Annotated in this window: 23 protein-coding genes; 11 read left to right on the top strand and 12 right to left on the bottom strand. The window is 71.5% G+C overall.

The features are described 5' to 3' along the window. Nucleotides 1–34: 34 nt before the first annotated feature. Nucleotides 35–997: a hypothetical protein gene (locus OG623_RS28745; protein ID WP_406150422.1), complete on the bottom strand. Its 963-nt coding sequence runs from the start codon at nt 995–997 to the stop codon at nt 35–37. A gap of 242 nt (nt 998–1,239) precedes the next feature. Between OG623_RS28745 and OG623_RS28740 the strand changes: the two genes are divergently transcribed. Further along, nucleotides 1,240–1,674: an ASCH domain-containing protein gene (locus OG623_RS28740; protein WP_406150420.1), complete on the top strand. Its 435-nt coding sequence runs from the start codon at nt 1,240–1,242 to the stop codon at nt 1,672–1,674. Between the two features lie 23 nt (nt 1,675–1,697). On the opposite strand, the gene OG623_RS28735 is transcribed toward OG623_RS28740, so the two are convergent. Together OG623_RS28735 and OG623_RS28730 are read right to left on the bottom strand one after the other, a co-directional pair. Continuing rightward, entirely contained in the window at nt 1,698–2,135 is a 438-nt protein-coding gene (locus tag OG623_RS28735) for a glutaredoxin domain-containing protein (protein WP_406150419.1), read from the bottom strand. Then, the gene (locus OG623_RS28730; protein ID WP_406150418.1) at nt 2,132–3,790 is read right to left on the bottom strand and encodes an FAD-binding dehydrogenase; all 1,659 of its coding nucleotides are present in this window, start codon (nt 3,788–3,790) and stop codon (nt 2,132–2,134) included. The genes OG623_RS28735 and OG623_RS28730 overlap by 4 nt, the downstream gene beginning before the upstream one ends. Nucleotides 3,791–3,913: 123 nt before the next feature. Here OG623_RS28730 and OG623_RS28725 point away from each other — a divergent pair, with 123 nt between their 5' ends. The 4 genes from OG623_RS28725 to OG623_RS28710 are packed head-to-tail and all read left to right on the top strand — an operon-like array spanning nt 3,914 to nt 6,048. Beyond that, on the top strand, nt 3,914–4,831 hold the full coding sequence (locus tag OG623_RS28725) for a DMT family transporter (protein ID WP_406150417.1): 918 nt from the start codon (nt 3,914–3,916) through the stop codon (nt 4,829–4,831). Then, nucleotides 4,818–5,348 (top strand): NUDIX hydrolase, encoded by a 531-nt coding sequence (locus tag OG623_RS28720; RefSeq protein ID WP_406150416.1) that lies wholly within the window; start codon nt 4,818–4,820, stop codon nt 5,346–5,348. Before OG623_RS28725 ends, OG623_RS28720 begins: the two co-directional genes overlap by 14 nt. Further along, nucleotides 5,345–5,740, top strand: a complete 396-nt coding sequence (locus OG623_RS28715) for a YidH family protein (RefSeq protein ID WP_406150415.1) — start codon at nt 5,345–5,347, stop codon at nt 5,738–5,740. Before OG623_RS28720 ends, OG623_RS28715 begins: the two co-directional genes overlap by 4 nt. After that, nucleotides 5,737–6,048 (top strand): DUF202 domain-containing protein, encoded by a 312-nt coding sequence (locus OG623_RS28710; RefSeq protein WP_406150414.1) that lies wholly within the window; start codon nt 5,737–5,739, stop codon nt 6,046–6,048. The genes OG623_RS28715 and OG623_RS28710 overlap by 4 nt, the downstream gene beginning before the upstream one ends. 31 nt (nt 6,049–6,079) lie before the next feature. On the opposite strand, the gene OG623_RS28705 is transcribed toward OG623_RS28710, so the two are convergent. Together OG623_RS28705 and OG623_RS28700 are read right to left on the bottom strand one after the other, a co-directional pair. After that, nucleotides 6,080–7,015: an NADP-dependent oxidoreductase gene (locus tag OG623_RS28705; protein ID WP_406150413.1), complete on the bottom strand. Its 936-nt coding sequence runs from the start codon at nt 7,013–7,015 to the stop codon at nt 6,080–6,082. A gap of 36 nt (nt 7,016–7,051) precedes the next feature. Beyond that, complete coding sequence (locus OG623_RS28700; protein ID WP_406150412.1) at nt 7,052–7,690, bottom strand: NADPH-dependent F420 reductase; 639 nt, start codon at nt 7,688–7,690, stop codon at nt 7,052–7,054. Between the two features lie 101 nt (nt 7,691–7,791). On the opposite strand from OG623_RS28700, the gene OG623_RS28695 reads away from it, so the two are divergent. The 3 genes from OG623_RS28695 (at nt 7,792) to OG623_RS28685 (ending at nt 10,494) form a co-directional block, all read left to right on the top strand. Further along, nucleotides 7,792–8,133: a winged helix-turn-helix transcriptional regulator gene (locus tag OG623_RS28695; protein WP_406150411.1), complete on the top strand. Its 342-nt coding sequence runs from the start codon at nt 7,792–7,794 to the stop codon at nt 8,131–8,133. A gap of 116 nt (nt 8,134–8,249) precedes the next feature. Then, nucleotides 8,250–9,272 carry a phosphotransferase family protein gene (locus OG623_RS28690; RefSeq protein WP_406150410.1) on the top strand — a complete coding sequence of 341 codons (1,023 nt, stop codon included), beginning with the start codon at nt 8,250–8,252 and terminating at the stop codon, nt 9,270–9,272. Nucleotides 9,273–9,279: 7 nt separating this feature from the next. Further along, nucleotides 9,280–10,494: an acyl-CoA dehydrogenase family protein gene (locus OG623_RS28685; protein ID WP_406150408.1), complete on the top strand. Its 1,215-nt coding sequence runs from the start codon at nt 9,280–9,282 to the stop codon at nt 10,492–10,494. An 18-nt stretch (nt 10,495–10,512) separates the two neighbouring features. Here the strand turns inward: OG623_RS28685 and OG623_RS28680 are convergent, their stop codons facing one another. From OG623_RS28680 to OG623_RS28670, 3 genes are read right to left on the bottom strand one after another with little or no spacing between them, the layout of a single operon-like run. Beyond that, nucleotides 10,513–11,106: a TetR/AcrR family transcriptional regulator gene (locus OG623_RS28680; protein ID WP_406150407.1), complete on the bottom strand. Its 594-nt coding sequence runs from the start codon at nt 11,104–11,106 to the stop codon at nt 10,513–10,515. Nucleotides 11,107–11,145: 39 nt separating this feature from the next. Then, nucleotides 11,146–12,813 carry an AMP-binding protein gene (locus tag OG623_RS28675; RefSeq protein WP_406150406.1) on the bottom strand — a complete coding sequence of 556 codons (1,668 nt, stop codon included), beginning with the start codon at nt 12,811–12,813 and terminating at the stop codon, nt 11,146–11,148. Further along, on the bottom strand, nt 12,810–13,574 hold the full coding sequence (locus OG623_RS28670) for an SDR family oxidoreductase (protein WP_406150404.1): 765 nt from the start codon (nt 13,572–13,574) through the stop codon (nt 12,810–12,812). The genes OG623_RS28675 and OG623_RS28670 overlap by 4 nt, the downstream gene beginning before the upstream one ends. 171 nt (nt 13,575–13,745) lie before the next feature. On the opposite strand from OG623_RS28670, the gene OG623_RS28665 reads away from it, so the two are divergent. After that, nucleotides 13,746–15,014 carry an exo-beta-N-acetylmuramidase NamZ domain-containing protein gene (locus tag OG623_RS28665; RefSeq protein ID WP_406150402.1) on the top strand — a complete coding sequence of 423 codons (1,269 nt, stop codon included), beginning with the start codon at nt 13,746–13,748 and terminating at the stop codon, nt 15,012–15,014. Between the two features lie 49 nt (nt 15,015–15,063). On the opposite strand, the gene OG623_RS28660 is transcribed toward OG623_RS28665, so the two are convergent. Beyond that, nucleotides 15,064–17,907 (bottom strand): penicillin acylase family protein, encoded by a 2,844-nt coding sequence (locus OG623_RS28660; protein ID WP_406150400.1) that lies wholly within the window; start codon nt 17,905–17,907, stop codon nt 15,064–15,066. 221 nt (nt 17,908–18,128) lie between these two features. Here OG623_RS28660 and OG623_RS28655 point away from each other — a divergent pair, with 221 nt between their 5' ends. After that, nucleotides 18,129–18,740 (top strand): hypothetical protein, encoded by a 612-nt coding sequence (locus tag OG623_RS28655; protein ID WP_406150399.1) that lies wholly within the window; start codon nt 18,129–18,131, stop codon nt 18,738–18,740. A 50-nt stretch (nt 18,741–18,790) separates the two neighbouring features. Here OG623_RS28655 and soxR read toward each other — a convergent pair whose 3' ends face one another. After that, on the bottom strand, nt 18,791–19,264 hold the full coding sequence (gene soxR / locus OG623_RS28650) for a redox-sensitive transcriptional activator SoxR (protein WP_406150397.1): 474 nt from the start codon (nt 19,262–19,264) through the stop codon (nt 18,791–18,793). Nucleotides 19,265–19,426: 162 nt separating this feature from the next. Here soxR and OG623_RS28645 point away from each other — a divergent pair, with 162 nt between their 5' ends. Continuing rightward, nucleotides 19,427–19,888 carry a MaoC family dehydratase gene (locus OG623_RS28645; RefSeq protein WP_362889427.1) on the top strand — a complete coding sequence of 154 codons (462 nt, stop codon included), beginning with the start codon at nt 19,427–19,429 and terminating at the stop codon, nt 19,886–19,888. A gap of 56 nt (nt 19,889–19,944) precedes the next feature. On the opposite strand, the gene OG623_RS28640 is transcribed toward OG623_RS28645, so the two are convergent. Further along, nucleotides 19,945–20,568, bottom strand: a complete 624-nt coding sequence (locus OG623_RS28640; RefSeq protein WP_406150395.1) for a TetR/AcrR family transcriptional regulator — start codon at nt 20,566–20,568, stop codon at nt 19,945–19,947. Nucleotides 20,569–20,643: 75 nt separating this feature from the next. Continuing rightward, nucleotides 20,644–20,934, bottom strand: a complete 291-nt coding sequence (locus tag OG623_RS28635; RefSeq protein WP_406150394.1) for a YiaA/YiaB family inner membrane protein — start codon at nt 20,932–20,934, stop codon at nt 20,644–20,646. Nucleotides 20,935–21,000 lie beyond the last annotated feature (66 nt).

Here is a 21,000-nt window from a genome sequence, read left to right as displayed (position 1 = left end):
GCGGGGGTGGTCCCTTCGTCGATAACAACGTGCGTCAGGGGGCACCGAGCGCGAGAGTGCGCGCGGCGAGGAATTCGGGGTACGGGTCACGGCCGGCGTACGACCAGGGGACCGCGGTCGCATGGGTGCCGATGCGGTGGAAGATCGCGGCCGCCTCGGCCGGGCGGCCCTCGGAGATCTTCGCGTGGGCGAGGAAGTTGAGGTCGACGCTGTGCCGTGGGTGGTCCTCGCGCTCCCATTCGAGCCACCAGTCGAAGGCGGCCTTCATCACCTGTCTGGCCCGGCGCCCTGCCCAGTGGCCCGAGGCCGCCGGATCGCCGGCCAGTGCGCCGGCCCCGACCAGGACGCGGAAGCGCTCGGCGTGGGCGATGACGGGGAGCACGGCGAGGGGCGAGTCGGCCGGGGCCTGTTCGGCGGCCCAGGCGGCGAAGTCGTACACCTCGTGGAGCGGGTCGTTCTCCGGGCGCGCCTCGGCGAGCTGGGCCGTCATGAGGTGGTGGGCGTGGTGGTGTTCGGGGTGGCGGGCGCGGATCTCCTCGAAGTGCCTGGCGGTGTCCTCGTGGCTGCCGTGCGTACGCTCGAGCGTCATCAGGGCGAGCCAGGGCGTGGGGTCGGCGCGGTCGAGCGCGGCGGCGGTCAGGCAGGCCTTGCGGGCGCGGGCGCGTTCACCCGTGCCGGCCTTGGGGCGCTGGGCCTTGGCGACGGTGGCGCAGGCCAGCAGCGTCGCGGCGTCGCGGCTCTCGGGTTCGGCGAGCAGCCAGTCGCTCGCCCAGCCGACGGCGGACGGGACCGCGGCGAGGGCCATGACGCGATGGCCGCGCAGGTCCCAGTCGGTGCCTGTCGTGACGAGCAGTGAGCGGGCCCTGGTCCAGCGGCCCTGGGCGAACTGGCCTCTCACCTCGCTGAGTTCGCTGTCGTCGAGCGCCAGGTCGAAGACGTGGTCAGCGCGTCCGCCCTTACGGCGGGAACGACCCAGGGGCGGCGGAGGCGGAGACATCCGCAGGCTTCCTTTTCCACTTCGACATGACACGAGCACCTTTCGATGCTGTGTGCGAGCAAACGACCGCGCACAGCAAAGCGGTAGGCAATGCTCCGAGTCAAGGCGGACCGTACCGCAACTACATTTCTTCAACACACAGTTGACCTCGTCCGGATCATGGGCGGAGCTGTTCCCGCAGTTCGCGAGCCGCGTACGTGCGTGACGGGTGGGGCAGGGGTGACGCGTGCCACACTGCCGCCATGGAGAACCGCGAACCGCTCAAGCCCTTGCTCCTCGCCTTCCCCGGGTCCCTGCGCGACCGGCTGGTGGCCGCCGTGCTCTCGGGCGAGAAGGTCTCCACCTCCGGGCTGCTCGCGGAGTACGAGGCGGAGCGGGAGGAACTCCCGCCCGTGGGCGAGCGGTCCGCGCTCATCGATTCCGACGGCCGGGAGGTGGCCGTGGTCGAGCTGACGGACGTACGGGTGCTGCCACTGGGCTCGATCGGGCTGCGGCACGCCCTGGACGAGGGCGAGGGGTACACATCGGTGGCCGGGTGGCGGGCGGCGCACGAGGCGTTCTGGCACAGCGAGGAGATGCGGGAGGCGCTCGGCGACCCCGCGTTCACCGTGGACGACGGCACCATGATCGTGGTGGAGCGCTTCCGGGTGGCGGAGCTGCTCGACCGGCCGCAGTGACCGGCTGTCGACCGGCCCGGCCGTCAGACGGCCGGCGGAAGCTGCCCGCGCACCCAGCCGGGATCGGGGTTGGTGTACGGCCGGCCCGCCACCACGACGGTCGGGACGGTCTCGTCGCCGCCGTTGGCCTCCCGCACCGCGGCCGCCCCGTCCGGGTCGCGCCAGATGTCGACCCAGTGCACCTGCCGCGCACCGCGGCCGAGACGGAACCGCAGCCGCAGACAGTACTTGCAGCCCGCCCGCCAGTAGACGACCGGTCTGCCGTCGACGGCGCTGCGGCGCAGTGCCTCGGCCGCACCGACGGGCCGCGGGAACATCAGCGGCGAGTGCAGGCCACCGAGCAGGACGAACAGCACCAGCGACACGGCCGCGGTCCATCCGGATCCCCAGGCGGCCTGCGTGGCCGCGACGGGCACCCCGCAGGCCACCATCAGCGCGGGCAGCGCCCAGGCGCGCATCATGAGCCGGTCGCCTCCGCCGCCGCCCGGCCCGCCGTCCGGCCGGAGAAGATGCAGCCGCCGAGGAACGTGCCCTCCAGGGAGCGGTAGCCGTGGACCCCGCCACCGCCGAACCCCGCCGCCTCCCCCGCCGCGTACACCCCGGGCAGCGGGGAGCCGTCCTCGGTCAGGACGCGGGAGGACAGGTCCGTCTCCAGCCCGCCGAGTGACTTGCGGGTCAGGATGTTCAGTCGTACGGCGATGAGCGGCCCCGCGGCCGGATCGAGGATCCGGTGCGGCTTCGCGGTGCGGATCAGCTTGTCCCCCAGATAGGACCGGGCGCCGTTGATCGCCGTGACCTGGAGGTCCTTGGTGAAGGGGTTGGCGATCTCACGGTCCCGTGCGGTGATCTCGCGGCGCAGCTCGTCCTCGTCGATGAGGGATTCGCCGGTGAGCGCGTTCATGCCCCGTACGAGCGCGCCGAGGTCCTTCTCGACGACGAAGTCCACGCCCTTGTCCATGAAGGCCTGTACGGGCCCGGGGACGTCTGCGCGCGCCCTGCCGATCACCCCGCGCACCGACTTCCCGGTCAGATCGGGGTTCTGTTCGGAACCGGAAAGCGCGAACTCCTTGCCGATGATCTTCCGGTCGAGGACGAACCAGGTGTAGCCGTGCCCCGACCGCATGATGTGTTCGAGGGTGCCCAGCGTGTCGAAGCCGGGGAAGAGCGGGACGGGCAGCCGCTTGCCGCGGGCGTCCAGCCAGAGGGAGGACGGGCCGGGCAGGATCCGGATGCCGTGCTTGTCCCAGATCGGGCTCCAGTTCTCGATGCCCTCGGTGTAGTGCCACATACGGTCGCGGTTGATGTGGTGGGCGCCCGCCTTCTCGGCGATGCCCAGCATCAGTCCGTCGACGTGCGCGGGAACGCCGGAGAGCAGCTTCTCGGGCGGTGTCCCCAGCCGCTCGGGCCATTGCTCGCGCACCAGGTCGTGGTTGCCTCCGATGCCGCCGGAGGTGACGATCACGGCCTGCGCCCTGAGCTCGAAGGCGCCCTTGACCTCACGGCTGCTCGCGGTTCCGCGTGCGGCGCCGCTCTCCCGGAGCACCTCACCCGTGACGGTGTCGACCGCTCCGGCCGAGCGTCCGAGGCCCGTCACCCGGTGGCGGAAGCGCGCCTGGACGAGACCCTTCGCCATGCCTTCGCGGACCCGCCGCTCGAAGGGCGCGACGACGCCGGGACCGGTGCCCCAGGTGATGTGGAAGCGGGGGACGGAGTTGCCGTGACCGTTCGCGTCGTAACCGCCGCGTTCCGCCCAGCCGACGACGGGGAAGAGCCGCAGCCCCTGGGCGTGCAGCCAGGACCGCTTCTCGCCGGCCGCGAAGTCGACGTACGCCTCCGCCCACTTCCGTGGCCAGTGGTCCTCGTCGCGGTCGAAGCCCGCGGTGCCGTACCAGTCCTGGAGCGCCAGCTCATGACTGTCCTTGACCCGCATCCGGCGCTGCTCGGGCGAGTCGACGAGGAAGAGCCCGCCGAAGGACCAGTGCGCCTGGCCGCCGATGGACTGCTCGGGCTCCTGGTCGAGCAGGATCACCGTGCGGCCCGCGTCCACGAGCTCGGCGGTGGCCGCCAGGCCCGCGAGCCCTGCCCCGATCACGATCACATCAGCGTCGTACGCCATGGGTTCCATCCGCCGGGAAAGTTACTTGTGGGTCAGATCTTCGGTACCGGCGGCCCTCACGTCAACCGTCCGGTCCGTGGCGCCCTCACCTGTCCCGTACGTCCGCCGGGCTATCGTCGGAGCGTGTCGGTGCTGGTTCTCCTGCTGTCCGTGGGCGCCGCCTGCTGCCTGGGCTTCGGATTCGTCCTCCAGCAGGACGCGGCCCGCCGCGCGCCCCTGAGCGATTTCCTCTCCTTCCGGCTGCTGCTCGACCTGATGCGGGTACCGAGCTGGCTGGCCGGGATCGGCCTGATGGTCTGCGGGATGGTCCTGGGAGCCCTGGCGCTCGGGCACGGCGAGGTCTCGCTCGTCGAGCCGCTCCTGGCGACCAATCTGCTCTTCGCGATGGCCCTGTCGCGCCACCGCACGGGCCAGGCCCTGGGCAGGCAGGGCTGGGGCGGCCTCTGTCTGCTGGCGGGTGGTGTCACCGCCTTCCTGCTGGCCGGCGAGCCCCGGGGCGGTGAGGCGGTGACCTCACCCCTGCGGCACTGGCTGGTGATCGGCGTGGTGGCGGGCCTCGCCCTGTTCCTGACCGCCTGCGCCAGGCATCCGCGTACCCCGGGGACCCCGGTGCTGCTCGGCCTGGCGGCGGGGCTGCTCTACGGACTTCAGGACGCCTTGACCAGGCTCAGCGGGAAGCGGCTGACCGAGGACGGCTGGACGGCGCTGCTGACGAGCTGGCAGCCGTACGCCGTGCTCGTCCTCGGGGTGACCGGGCTGGTCCTGGTCCAGAGCGCGTTCGAGGCGGGGCCGCTGAGGATGTCCCTGCCGGCGCTGACCGCCGCGCAGCCGCTGGCGGGCATCGCGTGCGGGATCGGGTTCCTCGGCGACCGGGTGCACACCGACGCGGGGGCCCTGGCCTGGCAGGCCGTGGGACTGGCGGCGATCGTGGCCGGGATCGTGCTGCTGGGGCTGCACCCGGCGATGCCGGAGGGCAAGGACCGGCGCGGGTCCACGGCCGCCGACCGATTGATGTTGGATGGACCACATGAATCCGGCTGACGAGATCCTGGACATCGTCGACGAGAACGACGTGGTCGTCGGGCAGGCGCCACGCGGCGAGGCCACCGCGCGCGGCCTGCGCCATCGCTGCGTCTTCATCGAGGCCAGGGACGCGGCCGGCCGGCTGTTCGTGCACCGCAGGACGGCCACGAAGCTGGTCTTCCCCTCGCACTACGACATGTTCGTCGGCGGGGTCGTGGGCGCGGGTGAGTCGTACGACGAGGCGGCGCTCCGTGAGGCCGAGGAGGAGCTGGGGGTCTCGGGTCTCCCCCGCCCCACACCGCTGTTCACCTACCTCTACGAGAGCCCCCGGCACACCTGGTGGTCGGCGGTGTACGAGGTCCGCTGCGATCTGCCCGTCCGGCCGCAGACGGAGGAGGTGGCCTGGCACACCTTCCTGACCGACGCGGCGCTGGAGGAGCGGCTCGGCGACTGGACCTGGGTGCCGGACGGCCTGGAGACGTACCACCGGCTGCGGGCCCACCGGGCAGGCGGCGGAGCGGGGTCCACCACGTGAGCGGTTTCGTGCGGGGACTGCGGCTGTGGTTCGCGCCGGAGCGGATCCGCGAGGAGGGGGCCACTCCCGACTACCGCTTCTCCCTCGCCAACGAGCGCACCTTCCTCGCCTGGATCCGGACGGCTCTCGCGCTCATCGGCGGCGGTTTCGCCGTCGACCAGTTCCTCCCCGAGCTGTCCTGGGGCATCCGCGCGGGACTGGCTCTCGGGCTGCTGGCCGCCGGGGTGCTCTGCGCGCTGCGGGCCGTCAACCACTGGGTGCGGTGCGAGCGTGCGATGCGGCGCGGGGAGGATCTGCCGGCCTCGCGCTTCCCGGCGCTGCTCAGCCTGGTGGTCGCCGTGGTGGCGGTCGCGATGGTGGTGGTGGTCCTGTTCGGCTGGGAGGGCGGATGACCACCGGGCGCGATCCCGGCCTGCAGCCCGAGCGGACCCGGCTGGCCTGGCGCCGCACCACGCTGACGTGCACGGTGGTGACCCTGCTCGCGTTGCGGCAGGCGCTGCACGCGGGGGCGACGGCGGCCGGGGTGTGTGCGGTGGCCCTGAGTCTGCTGGCCTGGCTGGGCTTCCTCGCGGTGGCGCACCGCCGGGTGACGGGCCTGGGGCCAGCGGGCCCGCCCGCCCCGCTGGCGCCGCGCCATGCGCTGACGGCGGCCGCGTGCACGGTCGCGCTCGCGGTGTTCGCCGGTGTGACGCTGTTCTGACCTGGCCCCCACGGCGGTGGGGGCCGCGCTCTCAGTCGTCCCAGGGCACGGCGACGACGATCTTGCCCCGGGTGCGGCCCTCCTCGTTGAGACGGTAGGCATCGGCGGCCTGCTCCAGAGGGAAGACCCGGTCCACGTGGACGGAGACGATGCCCTGCTCGGCGAGCCCGGCGAGATCGGCGAGGTCCGTGGCGTCGGGCCGTACGAAGGCGTAGCGCCCACCGTAGGAGAAGACCTCGGCGTCGGCGATGGAGGCGAGCCGCCCGTCCGGCGCGAGGGTCCGGGCGGAGACCCGGAGCGCCTCGCCGCCGACGGTGTCGAAGGCCGCGTCGAAGCCCTCGGGGACCAGCTCCCGCAGCCGGGCGGCCAGCCCTTCGCCGTACTCCACGGGTTCGCCGCCCAGCCTGCGTACGTAGTCGTGGTTGTGGGGGCCCGCCGTGCCGACGACCCGGCAGCCCGCGTGCCGGGCGAGCTGCACGGCGAGCGAGCCGACGCCGCCGGCCGCCGCGTGGACGAGGACGCTCTCGCCCTCCTGGACCTTGAGGGTGTGGTGCAGCACCTGGTACGCGGTGAGACCGCACAGCGGAAGGCCCGCCGCCTCCTCGAAGCTCAGGCTCAGCGGCTTGCGCGCGAGGGTGCGCACGGGTGCGGCGACGTACTCGGCGAAGGTGCCGCGCGAGAGGAAGTCCTCGCGCACGTAGCCGATGACCTCGTCGCCCACCGCGAACTCGTCCACGGCGGCGCCGGGCTGGACCACCACCCCGGAGACGTCCCAGCCGGGGATGACGGGGAACACGGCCTCGAGACCGGCCTGGAGGTAGCCCTCGCGGGCCTTCCAGTCGACGGGGTTCACGGCCGCGGCCCGCACCTTGACCAGGACCGAGTCGGGACCGACCTTCGGGTCGGGCCGCTCGCCGTACTCCAGGACGTCGGCCGGGCCGTATCCGCTGTAGCTGATCGCCTTCATCCTCCGACGATCGGGGCGTGCCCCGTCGCCCGCAACTCAGGCCGTGGCCACATCGAAGGGCGGCAGCAGTGTCCGCGGGTCGTGCCCGGAGTGCCAGAGCCCGATGAGGAACGCCGTGGTCGCCTCCAGATACGCGGCCCGGTCGAGGCCGCCCACGGTCATCGGGACGCAGCCGAGATCCCTGACCAGGGTCGCGACCGTCGCCAGGGCCGCCTCGTCGTCCCCGCACAGCGGGACGGCCAGGGGGCCGTCGGCGAAGGCGGGCGTGGGCGGGCGCCACACGGAATCGGGCAGGTGGTTGAAGGCCTTGACGACGCGTGCTCCGGTGGCGTCCGCGATCGTACGGGCGGCGCCGGGACCCGTACCCGTGGTGAGCCGGAAGCCCGGACCGACGGCGTTGGTGCAGTCGACGAGGAGCCGGCCGCGCAGCGCCCCTTCCGCGGCGCCGAGCCCCGCCAGGACACCGGCCACGGCGTCGTACGGCACGGCGAGCAGGGTCGCCTCGCCGAAGTCCGCCGCCTCCTGGAGGGTGCCGGTGCTCTGGCCGGTGCGGTCCGCGAGTGTCCGGGCCCGTTCCGGGGAGCGGCCCCCGAAGAGCACGCGGTGGCCTGCCGCCGCCCATCGGCCGCCCAGTGCGTCCGCCATGTTGCCGGTGCCGATGATGCCGATGCGCATGTCTCTCCCCTGTCGGTCCGTCACGTAGCGTCGTGCCGAAGGGGACGTTAGGGGACCCGTTGCGCACCGTTCGGTGCCCGACGGGCGGGGAAGGGGAACCCATGGACCGGCTGCTCGCCGACTGCCGGGCTCGGCTCGGCTTCGATCTGCTGGGGAACACCTGGAATCCGGTGGTCCTGTACGCGCTCGGGGCGGGTCCGCGCCGGCCGGGTGACCTCCGTGCGGAGATCGGCGGGATCAGTGCCAAGGTGCTCACCGAGACGCTGCGCAGGCTGGAGGAGTACGCGCTGGTGGAGCGCCGGGCGTACGCCGAGGCGCCGCCGCGCGTGGAGTACTCCCTGACCGCGCTCGGCCGGACCCTGCTGGAGCCGATCGAGGCGCTGGGCCGCTGGTCCGCCACGTACGGGGACGACTTCGTGGCGGCGCAGGGCTGGGACGACTGAGCACGGCCGGGTGAGGAGCCGGAGATCACGCCGTGGATTCCGGGCGGACACTGGACGACATACCGACTGGTCGGCATCATGGTCACGACCGATCAACCGCCCCGGAGGTACGCACCATGAGCCCAGTCCACCCGCCAGGTCTCGATCTCGACCTGCTGCGCGGCCATCTCGACCGTGAGCGGCCGGGTCTGGTGAACGGACCGCTGGAGGCCCGGGTGATCGAGGGTGGGCGCTCGAACCTCACCTACGTCGTCACCGACGGCTCCGGGCAGTGGGTCGTGCGCAGACCGCCGCTGGGCCATGTGCTCGCCACCGCGCACGACATGAAGCGTGAGCACCGGGTGATCAGCGCCCTGCACCCCACCGCGGTCCCGGTGCCGGAGACGCTCCTGCTCTGCGAGGACGACACGGTCATCGGCTCCCCCTTCTACGTCATGGAGTACGTCGAAGGGACCCCGTACCGCACCGCCGAGCAGCTCACCCCGCTGGGCGCCGAGCGCACCAGGGCCGTCGTCCTGGAGCTCGTGGACACCCTGGTCGATCTGCACGCCGTGGATCCGGTGGCCGTCGGGCTGGGCGACTTCGGGCATCCGGAGGGCTTCCTCGACCGGCAGCTGCGGCGCTGGGGCAAGCAGCTCGACGCCTCCCGCAACCGTGAACTGGCCGGTATCGACGAGCTGCACGCCTCGCTCGGCCGCGCCCTGCCCACCTCCCCCGCGCCCACCGTCGTGCACGGCGACTACCGCCTGGACAACGTGCTGGTCGGTGAGGACGACCGGATCAAGGCCGTACTCGACTGGGAGATGTCCACCCTGGGCGACCCGCTCACGGACCTCGGCCTGCTCGTGATGTACAGCTCGGACCTGGGACTGCCCGAGTCGCCCGTCTCCACCACCAGCGGCGCCGCCGGCCACCCGGGCCCGGCGGAGCTGATCGAGCGCTACGCCGCACGCTCCGGCCGCGACACCTCCGCCATCTCCTGGTACACGGCCTTCGCGTGGTTCAAGCTCGCCGTGATCCTGGAGGGCATCCACTACCGCTACACCCTGGGCAGGACCGTCGGCGCCGGCTTCGACCGCATCGGCGAACTCGTCCCGGTCTTCATCGCGCACGGCCTCACCACCCTCCAGGAAGGCTGATCACCCCGTGGACTTCGCATTCGACGCCCGTACCGAAGAGCTGCGCACCAGGCTGCTCACGTTCATGGACGAGCACATCCGTCCCGCCGAGAAGGTCGCCGAAGAACAGCGCGCCCGGCTGGCATCCCCCTGGGACACCCCTTCGGTCGTGGAGGAGCTGAAGGCGGAGGCACGCAGGCAGGGCCTGTGGAACCTCTTCCTCCCCGACGCGGAGTACGGCGCGGGGCTGACGAACCTCCAGTACGCACCGCTGGCCGAGATCACCGGCCGCAGCCCGCACCTGGCACCGACCGCGCTGAACTGCGCGGCCCCGGACACCGGGAACATGGAGGTGCTCTTCCAGTTCGGCTCCGACGAGCAGAAGAAGCAGTGGCTCGAGCCGCTGCTGGCCGGCGAGATCCGCTCGGCGTTCGCGATGACGGAACCCGATGTCGCCTCGTCCGACGCGACGAACATCGAGACCCGGATCGTCCGCGAAGGGGGTGACTACGTCATCAACGGGCGCAAGTGGTACATCTCCGGGGCGATGAACCCGGACTGCGCGGTCTTCATCGTGATGGGCAAGACGGACCCGGACGGCGCGGACATCCGCCGTCAGCAGTCCATGATCCTCGTCCCGCGTGACACCCCGGGTCTCGAGGTGCGCCGCGCGATGCAGGTGTACGGCTACGAGGACCACTCGCACGGCGGCCACGCCGAGGTCACCTTCACCGACGTACGCGTGCCCGCGTCCCATCTGATCGGCGAGGAGGGCGGCGGCTTCGCCATCGCCCAGGCCCGCCTCGGCCCCGGCCGGATCCACCACTGCATGCGGCTGATCGGGATGGCGGAGCGCGCCATCGAGCTGATGTGCGAGCGGGCCGTGGCGCGTACGGCCTTCGGCAAGCCGCTGGCCCAGCAGGGCGTCGTCCAGAACTGGATCGCGGACGCCCGCGTGACGGTGGAGCAGCTGCGGCTGCTGGTGCTGAAGACCGCCTGGCTGATGGACACCGTGGGCAACCGGGGCGCGCACACGGAGATCCAGTCGATCAAGATCGCCACCCCGCGCGCGGTCTGCGACATCCTCGACCGTGCGGTGCAGCTGTACGGCGCCGGCGGGGTCGGCCAGGACTTCCCGCTGGCCGAACTCTGGTCGTCGGCCAGGACACTGCGGCTGGCGGACGGCCCGGACGAGGTGCACCAGCGGTCGCTGGCACGGCGCGAGATCAAGAAGTACCTGTGACCCGGGGGCCGGGAGCGGTCAGGGCCGCAGCGCCCTCAGCAGCAGGTCGGCCAGGTGGTCCGCCACCTCCTGCTGGCTGAGCGGGCCGTCCGGGCTGTACCAGGTGGACAGGTGGTGGACCGAGCCGAAGTGGTAGTCGACGACCAGGTCGGCCGGGGTCGCGCTGGAGAAGACCCCGGCCTTCTGGCCCTCCTCGATCAGGGCGCGGAAGCGTTCGTGGTAGCGGCGGCGCTCCATCCGGACCTGCTTGTTCTTCTCCGGGCTCAGATGGTGCATCGAGCGGAAGAAGATCGAGGCGTCGTCGAGGTTGTCGATGGTGGTGACCACGACGTCCGCCGCCGCGTCACGCAGGCGCCGGTCGATCGGCTCCTCGGCGTTCGCGAAGGCGTCGAGCCGCTCCTGCTGGAGCCGCAGCACCCGGGCGTAGACCTCCTGGAGGAGATCCTCCTTGGAGCCGAAGTAGTGGTAGAGGGCCCCTTTGGTGACGCCCGCCGCCTCCACGATCTCCTGGACGGATGTGCGGTCGTAGCCCTGTTCCGCGAAGAGGCGGGTGGCGGCGGCCAGCAGCCTCTGGGGGACGGGCGTACCGTTCCCGTCCGTCGCCTTGGCCATTGCCGCCACCTGCCCTCTCGTACCGTGCGATGAACTGTTCTAACGGGGGGAACGCAGTTCCCGCCTGAGGATCTTCCCACTCGCCGTCTTCGGGAGTTCTGCCAGGATCTCCACTTCGCGCGGGTACTTGTAGGCGGCCAGCCGTTCCTTGCAGTACGCGCCGAGCTCTCCGGGTTCCGTGGCGGCGCCTGGCCGCAGGCTGACGTAGGCCCGGACCGTCTCCCCCCGGTAGGCGTCGGGAACGCCCACGACGGCCGCCTCACGGACCGCCGGATGGGTGTAGAGGACGTCCTCGACCTCCCGGGGCCAGACCTTGAAGCCGGAGGCGTTGATCATGTCCTTCTTGCGGTCCACGACGTACAGCCAGCCCGCGCCGTCCATGAAGCCGATGTCCCCGGTGCGCAGCTCCCCGTCCGGGAAGGCCGCCTCGGTGGCCTCGGGCAGATTCCAGTAGCCGGAGACGACCTGCGGTCCGCGTACGGCTATCTCGCCCTGTTCGCCGAAGGGGACGTCGTCGCCGTTCTCGTCGATGATCCGGACGACGGTGTCGGGTCCGGGGACACCGACGGACAGGGTCCCCGAGACGGGGTCGACGGGCGCCTCGTGCTCCGGCGGCACGGAGGCGCAGGGCGCGGTGCACTCGGTGAGTCCGTAGCCGTTGCGTATGTACGGGCCGAAGCCCTCGCGGAACTTCTCGACCAACGCGGGAGGCAGCGGCGCACCGCCCGACGAGATCACCTCGAAGGAGGCGAAGTGCTCCCGCGTCGCACTCGGGTGCGCGGCCAGCGCCATGAAGGCGGTCGACGGGCCCACGGTGTAGGCGGGGCGGTGCTCGGCGAAGGCCTCCAGGACGAGGCCCGGCTCGAAGCGGTGGGCGAGGACCAGGGTGCCCGCGTTGGCGATACAGGCGGCGAGCTGGCACACCATGCCGGTGATGTGGAAGAGCGGGGCGAGCGCGAAGTACGCCGAGCCCTCGGCGATGGGGTGGCCGGCCCGCTGCCGTTCGGCGTTGACCATGATGTTGCCGTGGGAGTTCATGGCCCCCTTGGGGGTGCCGCTCGTCCCGGAGGTGTAGCTGATCAGGGCGGTGTCCGAAGCGGTGAGTTCCCGGCCCTGGGGAGCGGGCAGACCACGGCGGGCCACCTCCACCAGATCGGAGGCCCACTCCCCCGCGCCGGGCGCGGGGAGCCGCTCGAAGCCGAGCACGCGCGGGTCGTCGGCCGACTGGAGGTCGAGCTCGCAGGCGGTGACGGCGATCCGCACGCCGGGCGCGGCCTCCGCGGTGGCCCGCAGATAGGACGCCCAGGCACGGTCGGAGCAGATCAGCGCGCTCACTCCCGCGTCCTTCAGTACGTGGCCGACCTCGCCGGACTTGTACATCGGGTTGAGCGGGACGACGGTCGCGCCGGCCTTCCACGCCCCGAGGAGCGCGAGCACGAAGTGCGGGGTGTTCTGGAGCATGATCGCGACCCGGTCACCGCGTTCGAGCCCCTCGGCGGCGAGGTGCCCCGCGACGGAGTCGGACAGCGTGTCCACGTCGCGGTAGGTGAGGCGCCCGTCGAAGTAGGCGAGCGCGGTGTGCTCCGGGGCCCGTCCGACGGCCGCCCGGAAGGCGTGCACCAGGGTCTCGGCGGGGTGGAGGGGGGCGAGCTGGGCCGCGCTGAGCAGGGCGGTCCAGGGCTTCGCCGCGTAGATCGACTCGCTCATGCGCCGGCCTCCTCCCACTTCTGTTGGAGGTGGTTCATGCTGCCGATCCACTGGTCGGGGTCCTTGGCGCGGGCGCGGTAGTAGCCCGCCACCTCCGCGTGCGGCAGGACCAGGAAGCGGTCCTGGTCCATGGCGTCGAACAGGGCGTCCGCGACGGCCTCCGGCTCGATCGCGGTGGGCGCGAGCACCAGGTCCCCCGCCGAGCCGGCCGCCGTGAGCATGTCCGTACGCACGCCCTGGGGGCAGATCGTGTGGACCTTGATCCCGCGGTGCCGGTAGGTCAGCGAGAGCCACTCGGCGAAGGCGACGGCGCCGTGCTTGGTGACGCTGTAGGGGGCGGCGCCGATCATCGTCAGCAGCCCGGCCGCCGACGCGGTGGACACGAAGCGGCCGCTGCCGCGCTCCAGCCACTCGGGCAGCAGCGCCCTGGCGGCGCGCACGTGCGCCATCACGTTGACGTCCCAGGCCGAGGCCCAGACGTCCTCGTCGGCGAAGGCGTCACCGCCCGAGGCGAGACCGGCGTTGGCGCAGTAGACGTCCACCGTGCCGCCGAGCGCGCCGCGCGCGGCGTCCACGATGCCGGAGGCGTCACCGGCCACGACCGTGCCGCCGATCTCGTCGGCGAGTGTCTCGACCCGGCCCGCGTCGAGGTCGTTGACGACGACCCGCGCGCCCTCGGCGGCGAATCTGCGGGCCAGTGCGGCCCCGATGCCGCCTCCGGCTCCCGTCACCACTACGCCAGCGCCCTGCACCGTGCTCATCGGTTCCGCCTCTCTCTGCCGTCCTCCCGGCAGACTAACCAGTCGGTATGTGATCGGGGAAGGGGGGCGGCGCAGGACGGCGAATCCGCCCGGCCGTGGCCGTTCCGTGCGGCCCGCACCCGCGCTAACGTGCGTGACCACGACGGTCCACGCGATCATGGAGGTTCCGCGATGCCCCTGTCCAGACGTGGTTTGCTGGCCGCCGGCGGCGCGATGGGAGCCCTCGCGACGACCGCCGCCGCACCCGGGAGCGCCGTCGCGGCCGGGCGGGGGCACGGGCCCGGGCGCCCGGCGGTCCGCACCGGCTTCGAGCGGCTTGCCGCCGACGGTTACCGGCTGTTGGCCGGGCAGAAGGTGGGCGTCGTCACCAACCCGACCGGGATCACCGCCGATGTGCGGCACATCGTCGATGTGATGCACGCCGACGACCAGGTGGATCTGACCGCGGTGTTCGGCCCCGAGCACGGCTTCAGGGGCACGGCGCAGGCGGGCGGATCGGAGGGGCGGTACGACGACCCGGCGACCGGACTGCCGGTCTACGACACGTATCTGAAGAGCGGGCAGCCGCTGGCCGACGTCTTCACCGCGTCCGGTGTCGACACGGTGGTCTTCGACATCCAGGACGCGGGAGCGCGCTTCTACACCTACATCTGGACCCTCTACGACTGCATGGAGGCGGCCGCGCTCGCGGGCAAGCGGTTCGTCGTCCTGGACCGGCCCAATCCGGTCACCGGCAGGGCCGCGCTGGGGCCCGTGCTCGACCCGGCGTTCGCGTCCTTCGTGGGGCGCCGGGAGATCTCCCAGGCGCACGGCATGACGGTGGCGGAGCTGGCGCTGCTCTTCGACGCGGAGTTCCTGTCGGAGCGTCCGCTCCAGCTCGACGTGGTGAAGATGTCCGGCTGGCACCGCGAGGACTTCTTCGACGCGACGGGCCTGCCGTGGGTGCCGCCGAGCCCCAACATGCCGACGCCGGACACGGCGTTGGTCTACTCGGGTACCTGCCTGTTCGAGGGGACGAACCTCTCCGAGGGCCGGGGGACGACACGGCCCTTCGAACTGCTCGGCGCGGAGGGCGTCGACCATCGGTGGGCGGCTGCCGTGAACGGCCTGGAGCTGCCTGGGGTCGCCTTCCGTGAGGCGTACTTCGAGCCGACGTTCTCCAAGTTCGAGGGGAAGACGGCGGGCGGGGTGCAGGTGCACGTCCAGGACCGGGCGGCCTTCGACCCCGTACGCACGGGAATCGCCCTGCTGGTCACGGCGAAGCGGACCTGGAGCGGGTTCGCCTGGCGTGAGGACAACTGGATCGACACGCTCACGGGCAACACCCGGGTCCGCACGATGATCGACGCGGGCGCGGACACGGACGAGGTGGTGGACGCCTGGTCGAAGGAGCTCACCGCCTTCCGGAAGGTGCGGCGGGAGTACCTGCTGTACCGGTGAGTGTCGGGCCCCCGTCCCGCGGGGCGGGGGCCCGACACCTCCGGCGGCCTCAGCGGTGGGTGGGGAACTCCACGACCTGCTGGTAGGTCGGCCTGTTCTGCCAGTGGATGGACTTCTGCGAGATGCCGCCCAGCGGGCGGTGGATGATCGCGTCGGTGCACCACTGCTCGCCGGCCTTGCAGCTGTCGTCGCCCGGGTAGACCTCGGCGGCGGGCACGGCCGCGGCCTCCTTCAGGGTGCTGAGCAGCGCGGTGCGGCAGGCGCCGAGGTCGCCTCCGCCGCAGTACGTCTTCGCCAGCGGCCCCTTGACGTCCTGCCCCAGCACCTGGCGCAGGTCCTTGTCGGCGAAGCCCCACCAGCCGAACTGGAAGGCGGAGCCGCTGTGCGCGCCGCTCGGCCCGTGGCTGGCGGCCGGGGACTCGTCGGTGGCGAGGCTCGCGGTGAAGGCCGAGTAGAGGTCGTCACCGAGGCCGGGGCGGAATTCCGCCTCGATCAGTTTCGGCCACCACGCGTCCATGATCCGTACCGCGTCCGCGTGGGTGTACGTGTGCGACCCGGAGCTGGTCTCCTTGCGCTGCGAGCCCGCCGCCCGCCAGGAGTCCAGCTGCTGGATCACCGCGTTCAGTTCGGGGTCGGTGACCGGCTCGGAGCGCAGTACCTTCAGGAGCTCGGGCAGCAGCTGCTCACCGCGCAGGTCGGTCAGCGCCGCCTCCTCCATGGCACGGGTGAGGGAGGCACGGGTCACCCCGCCCTCGTCGACCAGCGCGGACACCCGCTCGTCGAGCAGGTCGGCCCGGTGCACGGAGCCGAAGCCGAACGCGGCGGTGGAGTAGTCCTCGGCCTGCCGGTTGTTCCAGGAGATGTAGTAGTCCTGGCCGCTGGAGTGCGGGTGCTCGGCGAACGGGGTGTAGTCGGTGGTGTTGGCCGCCGGGTCGTAGCCCTGCCACTCGTAGGCCTTCTCGGCCCTGACCGGCAGCGCGGCGTCGACGCCGGCCGCGCGCACGGGGTTCATGCCGCTGTTGTAGAAGGCCGTGGTGCGCGAGTCCGCGTAGAACCAGTTGAAGGCGTAGTCGATATGGCTCGCCGCCTGCTGGAAGGAGTCCGCGTCCGTCACGTACTCCGGGTCGTTGAGCAGCTGGAAGCCGATGATCGAGTCGGCCTCGTGACGGTAGGTGGTGCGCAGCGAGGTGTAGGCGACCGGCTTGCCGTCCACCGTCGCGCGGTCGGTGACGAGACCGTAGTCGGTGCGCCACACCTGCATCCGGTAGGAGCCCTTGGCGGTGGAGTCGGCGACGGTGGGCTTCCAGGAGTTGGTGCGCTCCAGCTTCTCCATGGCCGTGCAGGCGCCGTCGCTGTCGCGGTAGTGCGCGGACTCCTTGGTGGGCGCGGAGCCGTCGGGTTCGCAGAGCTCGATCGCGTACGTGTCGGTGATGTCCTGGGCCGCCGATGTGGCGCTCCACGCGTAGTCCTGGCCCCTGCCCATCTGGATGTACATGCCGACGCCGGCGAAGGAGACGCCCCGGGCGCTGATTCCGGGACCCTGGAGCTCCTGAAGCATCATCAGCTGTGGCGCGAAGTAGCCGGTCTGGGGGCCCATGACGGCGATCGGGTTGCCGCTCGCGGTGGCTTTGCCTGACACCAGGAGGGCGTTGGACATGCCCCGCTTCTGGGCGCCGTCACCGGATCCGGGCAGCGAGCCCTCCGGGATGACGCCGTCGTCGTACATGCCCTGGGCCGGTTCGAGCGCGGCAGGCGCGTCGACCGGGTCCTTCTTGTCCGTGCCCGCCGAGCCCGTGCGGTCGTACACCAGCGGTTCCGGGGTGACGGAGCCCGCGTCGGGAAGGGCCGCGCCCCGGGCCTTGTCGGGCTTGCCGGCGTACGGGAACGACGTCCCGTCATGGACGGTGAGGACCGCTTCCGGGTCGTTGCGCTGGCGGAAGGACTCCCAGACGCGGGTGCCCTCCTCGACGCCGTACTTCTCCTGGGCGGCGAGCAGCGAGATCGCGGCCTGGACCTCACCGCCGCCTCCCCCGCCGAACTGTCCGCCGACGACGGAGGCGATGGAGATCAGGTCGGTCAGCCCGAACGGCTGGATCTCACCTATGTTGGTGATGGAGTCGATCTTTCCGGTGAGGACGTACTCGCCCGGGAAGTACCGGCCCTTCTTGGACTTCTCGCGGTAGTCGTTGATCCCGTCGACATAGGCCTGCGCGTCGGCCATCGCCTGCTCACCGCGTGCGCCCTCGGTGGTCCTGATCCGTTCGACCTGGGCCTGAAGGTCCTCCTCGGTGTACGGGGCCTGGGGCCAGAACTGCTGCTCAAGCCCCTGATTGGCCAGCGCCCCTCCGGCGAAGGAGGTCAGCTCGCCGCGCCCGATGTGGCGGAAGAGGTCCATCAGCCACAGCCGGTCCTGTCCGGCGGCGAACCCGGCGCCGAACTCGGTTCCGTAGCGGGTGGTGCCCTCGATATGCGGCACGCCGCTCTGCTTGTCCCGGGTGATCGTGACGTCCTCGCGGGGCTTCGTCACGGACTCGACCTGGTCGGCGGCGACCCCGAAGGAGGCGTCGTTGAAGAAGTCGGTCAGCTTCCGGTCGGTGAGGCCCGTGTGCCCCGCGACCAGGCCGTCGTACCGGTCGAGCTGGTCGTCGCTGTGCACGGGGTGCGTACCGAACGCCTTGTTGCCGAGGATCTCGACGAGCGTGGCGTTGCCGTTCTCACCGGGCGGCAGGATGTCGGCGCACTGGTCACCGCAGTGATCGGTGACGGCGACGGGTTCGGGCTCCGCCGCGCCGGCGCTGGGCGCCGATGCGAGCAGGGAGGTACCGAGGGCGAGAACGGCCGCGACTGTGGCGGCTCTGATCGTGCGGGTACGGATGCGGGTGCGTGGGGGCATGCGTGCTCCTCCGGGTGGCCGATGCGCCGGAGGTTACTGGCGGTACACCCCGTCGGTAAGATGAACATCAGTCACTTTTTCCGAATCGCCACACGCCGGCACATGGTTCCACAGGCACGGTCTCAGTCCGTGGACGCATTTCACCCTTGGATGGAGCCGAATCGGGCAGTCGTACGTCCATCCCATGACGCCGAAGTACGAGCGACGGAGGTGGCAGTGCCATGGCCGGTTTCCGGAGTCTTGCGAGACAGGTCCGCGATCCACGGGGCGATCTGGCTTTGCGGCGGTACTCGCTGCGCAAATGCCTGGAGAGATTCGCCCCGTACGGTCACCGGGCGACCTGGGATCATCTGTGCGCCCGGCACGGGATCGAGCCCGAGGACCGGGCCCCCGACCCGGTGCGCCTGATCCGCGCACTGGAGGAACTGGAGGAGGCGCGAGCGGTCTGGCTCGCGTACGAGGCGGGCTTCGCCGAGCGGCGGCGCCGGGAGAAGCACGACGGGCTGCGGAGGCCCGGCACATTCGACGACTGGCACCGCCGGACCTGGGGCGGCAACGGCATCGCGCACTGCGAGGACCCGACCGTCCACCCGGGCGCACCGCTGGCCGAGGTCCTGGGGCGGCTGATCGCGGCCCTCAGCACGAAGCCCGGCACCACGTGCCCGGTCTGCACGGGAGCCGCCATCCTCTGGCGGCAGGACCTGGAGCGCGAGCCCTGGGCGGGCCCGGTCTGCACGGGCTGCGGCATCGTGGTCCCGCGGCCCGTCCTCACGACGAAGGCACTGACCGAGGCGAAACGCGCGGGGACGAGGGCCCTCGCGTCGGCCGCCTGAACGACACAGAACCCGGGCGCGCCCCTCAACAGCACAGGCCCCGGGCGCGCTCAGGAGCGGTCCGCCGCGCGCCGCTCGGGCATCAGACGTGAGCCGGCGATCTGCTCACCGACGGCGTCGTCCGGGTTGGACAGCACACAGGTCTCCAGCGACAGACAGCCGCAGCCGATGCAGTCCGTGAGGTGGTCGCGCAGCCGCCCCAGCTGCTTGATGCGCTCGTCCAGCTCCGAGCGCCACGCCCGGGAGAGCCTGGCCCAGTCGTCGCGGTTCGGGGTGCGCTCCTCCGGCAGCTCGGCCAGCGCGTCCCTGATGGTGGCGAGCGGGATACCCACCCGCTGCGCGGCTCGTACGAACGCCACCCGGCGCAGGGCGTCCCTGGTGTAGCGGCGCTGGTTGCCGCCGGTGCGACTGCTGCTGATCAGGCCCTTGGTCTCGTAGAAGTGCAGGGCGGACACCGCGGCGCCGCTACGGGCCGACAGCTGACCGACGGTGAGCTCTTGGTATGACTGCGGAATCTGGGGCACTCCTCCAACCCTAATGGCCGCCCCCCGCCGGGAGCCGCCCACTTCGAGAACCCGCTCCGTCGTTGACAGGGACGCGTGGCACAACCATGCTGAGCAATCTGAGCAAGCGCTTAGACACCGCCCTGGAGGGCGAGCGACAGCCGGAAGGCAGGGTTCAGGAACATGGCAGAGCCGAAGATCTTCACGTCCCCACAGGAGCTGCGGGACGGGGTGGGCCAGGAGCTCGGTCACAGCGACTGGCTGGAGATCGAGCAGGATCGGATCGACCGGTTCGCCGAGGCCACGGGCGACCACCAGTGGATCCATGTGGACCCCGAGCGTGCGGCGGCCGGCCCCTTCGGCACGACGATCGCGCACGGCTATCTGACGCTGTCGCTGCTGCCTGCGCTGGTCCCGCAGATCCTGCGGGTCGAGGGCGTGAAGATGGGCATCAACTACGGGACCAACAAGGTCCGCTTCCCCTCGACCGTCCCGGTGGGCTCACGACTGCGCGCCACGGCCGTGCTCAAGGACGTCGAGGAGGCGGGCGGCGGTGTGCAGGTGACCGTCCAGGTCACCATCGAGCGCGAGGGCGGCGACAAGCCGGCCTGCGTCGCGGAGTCGGTGTCGCGCTACTACTTCTGAGCGCCCCGGCCGCGACCCGCACGCCCAGAAGTGACGACGGGCCGGCGCGCCCGGCGTCACTTCTGGGCGCCGACCATCCTCAGGACGAGGTCCGCGTAGAGGGTGCCGACCTCTTCGGGCGTCCGGCTGCCCTGGGCGTTGAACCAGCGCGCGACGTCGATGCAGAGGGACAGTACGGCGAGGGTGGTGCCCGGCACGTCCGGGACGTCGAACTCACCGGCCTGGACGCCCTCGCCGATGATCCGGCGCACCACGGCGTCACTGCGCCTGCGCAGGGCGATGATCTCGGCCCGGTGCTCGTCGCCGAGCGCCTCCAGCTCGTACTGCACGACGCGGGCCGTGGTGTGCCGCTCGGCGTGCCAGCGGACGAAGGAACGCACGGCCTCGGCGAGCCGCTCGGCCGCCGTACCGTCCCTGCCGGCCGCCGTCTCCAGGAGGAGCAGCGCCCGGTCGTGGCCGACCCGGCTGATCCGGTGGAGCAGCTCTTCCTTGGTCTTGTAGTGGATGTAGAGCGCGGCCGGGCTCATCCCGGCGCGGCCCGCGATGTCACGGGTGGTGGTCGCGTGGTAGCCACGCTCCGCGAAGGCCTCCACGGCCGCGAGGAGCAACCGCCGCGCCGCCTCGGGCGTGACCTCGCTCCACGGCGTGTCGTCGCCGCCGGTCTCCTCCGCCGTGCTCATCGCCACGTATCCCTTTCCGCTGGCAGGACGAACACCATACCGCGAACCTGAGCAAGCGCTTAGGGGATGAGACGGTCAGACCTTCTGGAACGGATCGTGCTCGGCGAGGATCTTCTCCAGTCTGGCCTGGTCGACCCGGCTGACGATCTGCCCCGCCTCCTGCCGGTCCCGGATGACCTTGGCGAGGGTGAAGCAGGAGGTGACGAGATACAGGACGCCGATCGCGAGGAAGGCCCGCACCCAAGCGTCGGCATCGAGAAAGAAGATACCGAGGGCCACCGCACCGGCCGCCACCCCGAAGGAGACGACGGCCTGTCCGTAGAAGGCGGCGGTGCTCTGCTGCTTGACCGAAGTTGTCTCACTCATGGCACACAGCATCCGGCGCGGTGACGCGCGGCGGCATCCGTCGGCGTACTCAGCAGGTACTCATCC

The sequence above is a fragment of the Streptomyces sp. NBC_01012 genome, assembly GCF_045162755.1.
Taxonomy (GTDB): Bacteria; Actinomycetota; Actinomycetes; order Streptomycetales; family Streptomycetaceae; genus Streptomyces.
The sequence above is the reverse complement of the archived record's forward strand: the minus strand, read 5'-3'. Positions and strand labels throughout refer to the sequence as shown.

What these genes read in the sequence shown, in the direction of transcription:
- OG623_RS28665 (WP_406150402.1), top strand. Translation starts at nt 13,746, where the DNA reads ATGCCCCTGTCCAGACGTGGTTTGCTGGCCGCCGGCGGCGCGATGGGA.
- OG623_RS28710 (WP_406150414.1), top strand. Translation starts at nt 5,737, where the DNA reads ATGACCACCGGGCGCGATCCCGGCCTGCAGCCCGAGCGGACCCGGCTG.
- OG623_RS28730 (WP_406150418.1), bottom strand. Translation starts at nt 3,790, where the DNA reads ATGGCGTACGACGCTGATGTGATCGTGATCGGGGCAGGGCTCGCGGGC.
- OG623_RS28645 (WP_362889427.1), top strand. Translation starts at nt 19,427, where the DNA reads ATGGCAGAGCCGAAGATCTTCACGTCCCCACAGGAGCTGCGGGACGGG.
- OG623_RS28680 (WP_406150407.1), bottom strand. Translation starts at nt 11,106, where the DNA reads ATGGCCAAGGCGACGGACGGGAACGGTACGCCCGTCCCCCAGAGGCTG.
- OG623_RS28690 (WP_406150410.1), top strand. Translation starts at nt 8,250, where the DNA reads ATGAGCCCAGTCCACCCGCCAGGTCTCGATCTCGACCTGCTGCGCGGC.
- OG623_RS28660 (WP_406150400.1), bottom strand. Translation starts at nt 17,907, where the DNA reads ATGCCCCCACGCACCCGCATCCGTACCCGCACGATCAGAGCCGCCACA.
- OG623_RS28655 (WP_406150399.1), top strand. Translation starts at nt 18,129, where the DNA reads ATGGCCGGTTTCCGGAGTCTTGCGAGACAGGTCCGCGATCCACGGGGC.
- OG623_RS28735 (WP_406150419.1), bottom strand. Translation starts at nt 2,135, where the DNA reads ATGATGCGCGCCTGGGCGCTGCCCGCGCTGATGGTGGCCTGCGGGGTG.
- OG623_RS28640 (WP_406150395.1), bottom strand. Translation starts at nt 20,568, where the DNA reads ATGAGCACGGCGGAGGAGACCGGCGGCGACGACACGCCGTGGAGCGAG.
- OG623_RS28740 (WP_406150420.1), top strand. Translation starts at nt 1,240, where the DNA reads ATGGAGAACCGCGAACCGCTCAAGCCCTTGCTCCTCGCCTTCCCCGGG.
- OG623_RS28720 (WP_406150416.1), top strand. Translation starts at nt 4,818, where the DNA reads ATGAATCCGGCTGACGAGATCCTGGACATCGTCGACGAGAACGACGTG.
- OG623_RS28670 (WP_406150404.1), bottom strand. Translation starts at nt 13,574, where the DNA reads ATGAGCACGGTGCAGGGCGCTGGCGTAGTGGTGACGGGAGCCGGAGGC.
- OG623_RS28695 (WP_406150411.1), top strand. Translation starts at nt 7,792, where the DNA reads ATGGACCGGCTGCTCGCCGACTGCCGGGCTCGGCTCGGCTTCGATCTG.
- OG623_RS28700 (WP_406150412.1), bottom strand. Translation starts at nt 7,690, where the DNA reads ATGCGCATCGGCATCATCGGCACCGGCAACATGGCGGACGCACTGGGC.
- OG623_RS28705 (WP_406150413.1), bottom strand. Translation starts at nt 7,015, where the DNA reads ATGAAGGCGATCAGCTACAGCGGATACGGCCCGGCCGACGTCCTGGAG.
- OG623_RS28745 (WP_406150422.1), bottom strand. Translation starts at nt 997, where the DNA reads ATGTCTCCGCCTCCGCCGCCCCTGGGTCGTTCCCGCCGTAAGGGCGGA.
- OG623_RS28635 (WP_406150394.1), bottom strand. Translation starts at nt 20,934, where the DNA reads ATGAGTGAGACAACTTCGGTCAAGCAGCAGAGCACCGCCGCCTTCTAC.
- OG623_RS28675 (WP_406150406.1), bottom strand. Translation starts at nt 12,813, where the DNA reads ATGAGCGAGTCGATCTACGCGGCGAAGCCCTGGACCGCCCTGCTCAGC.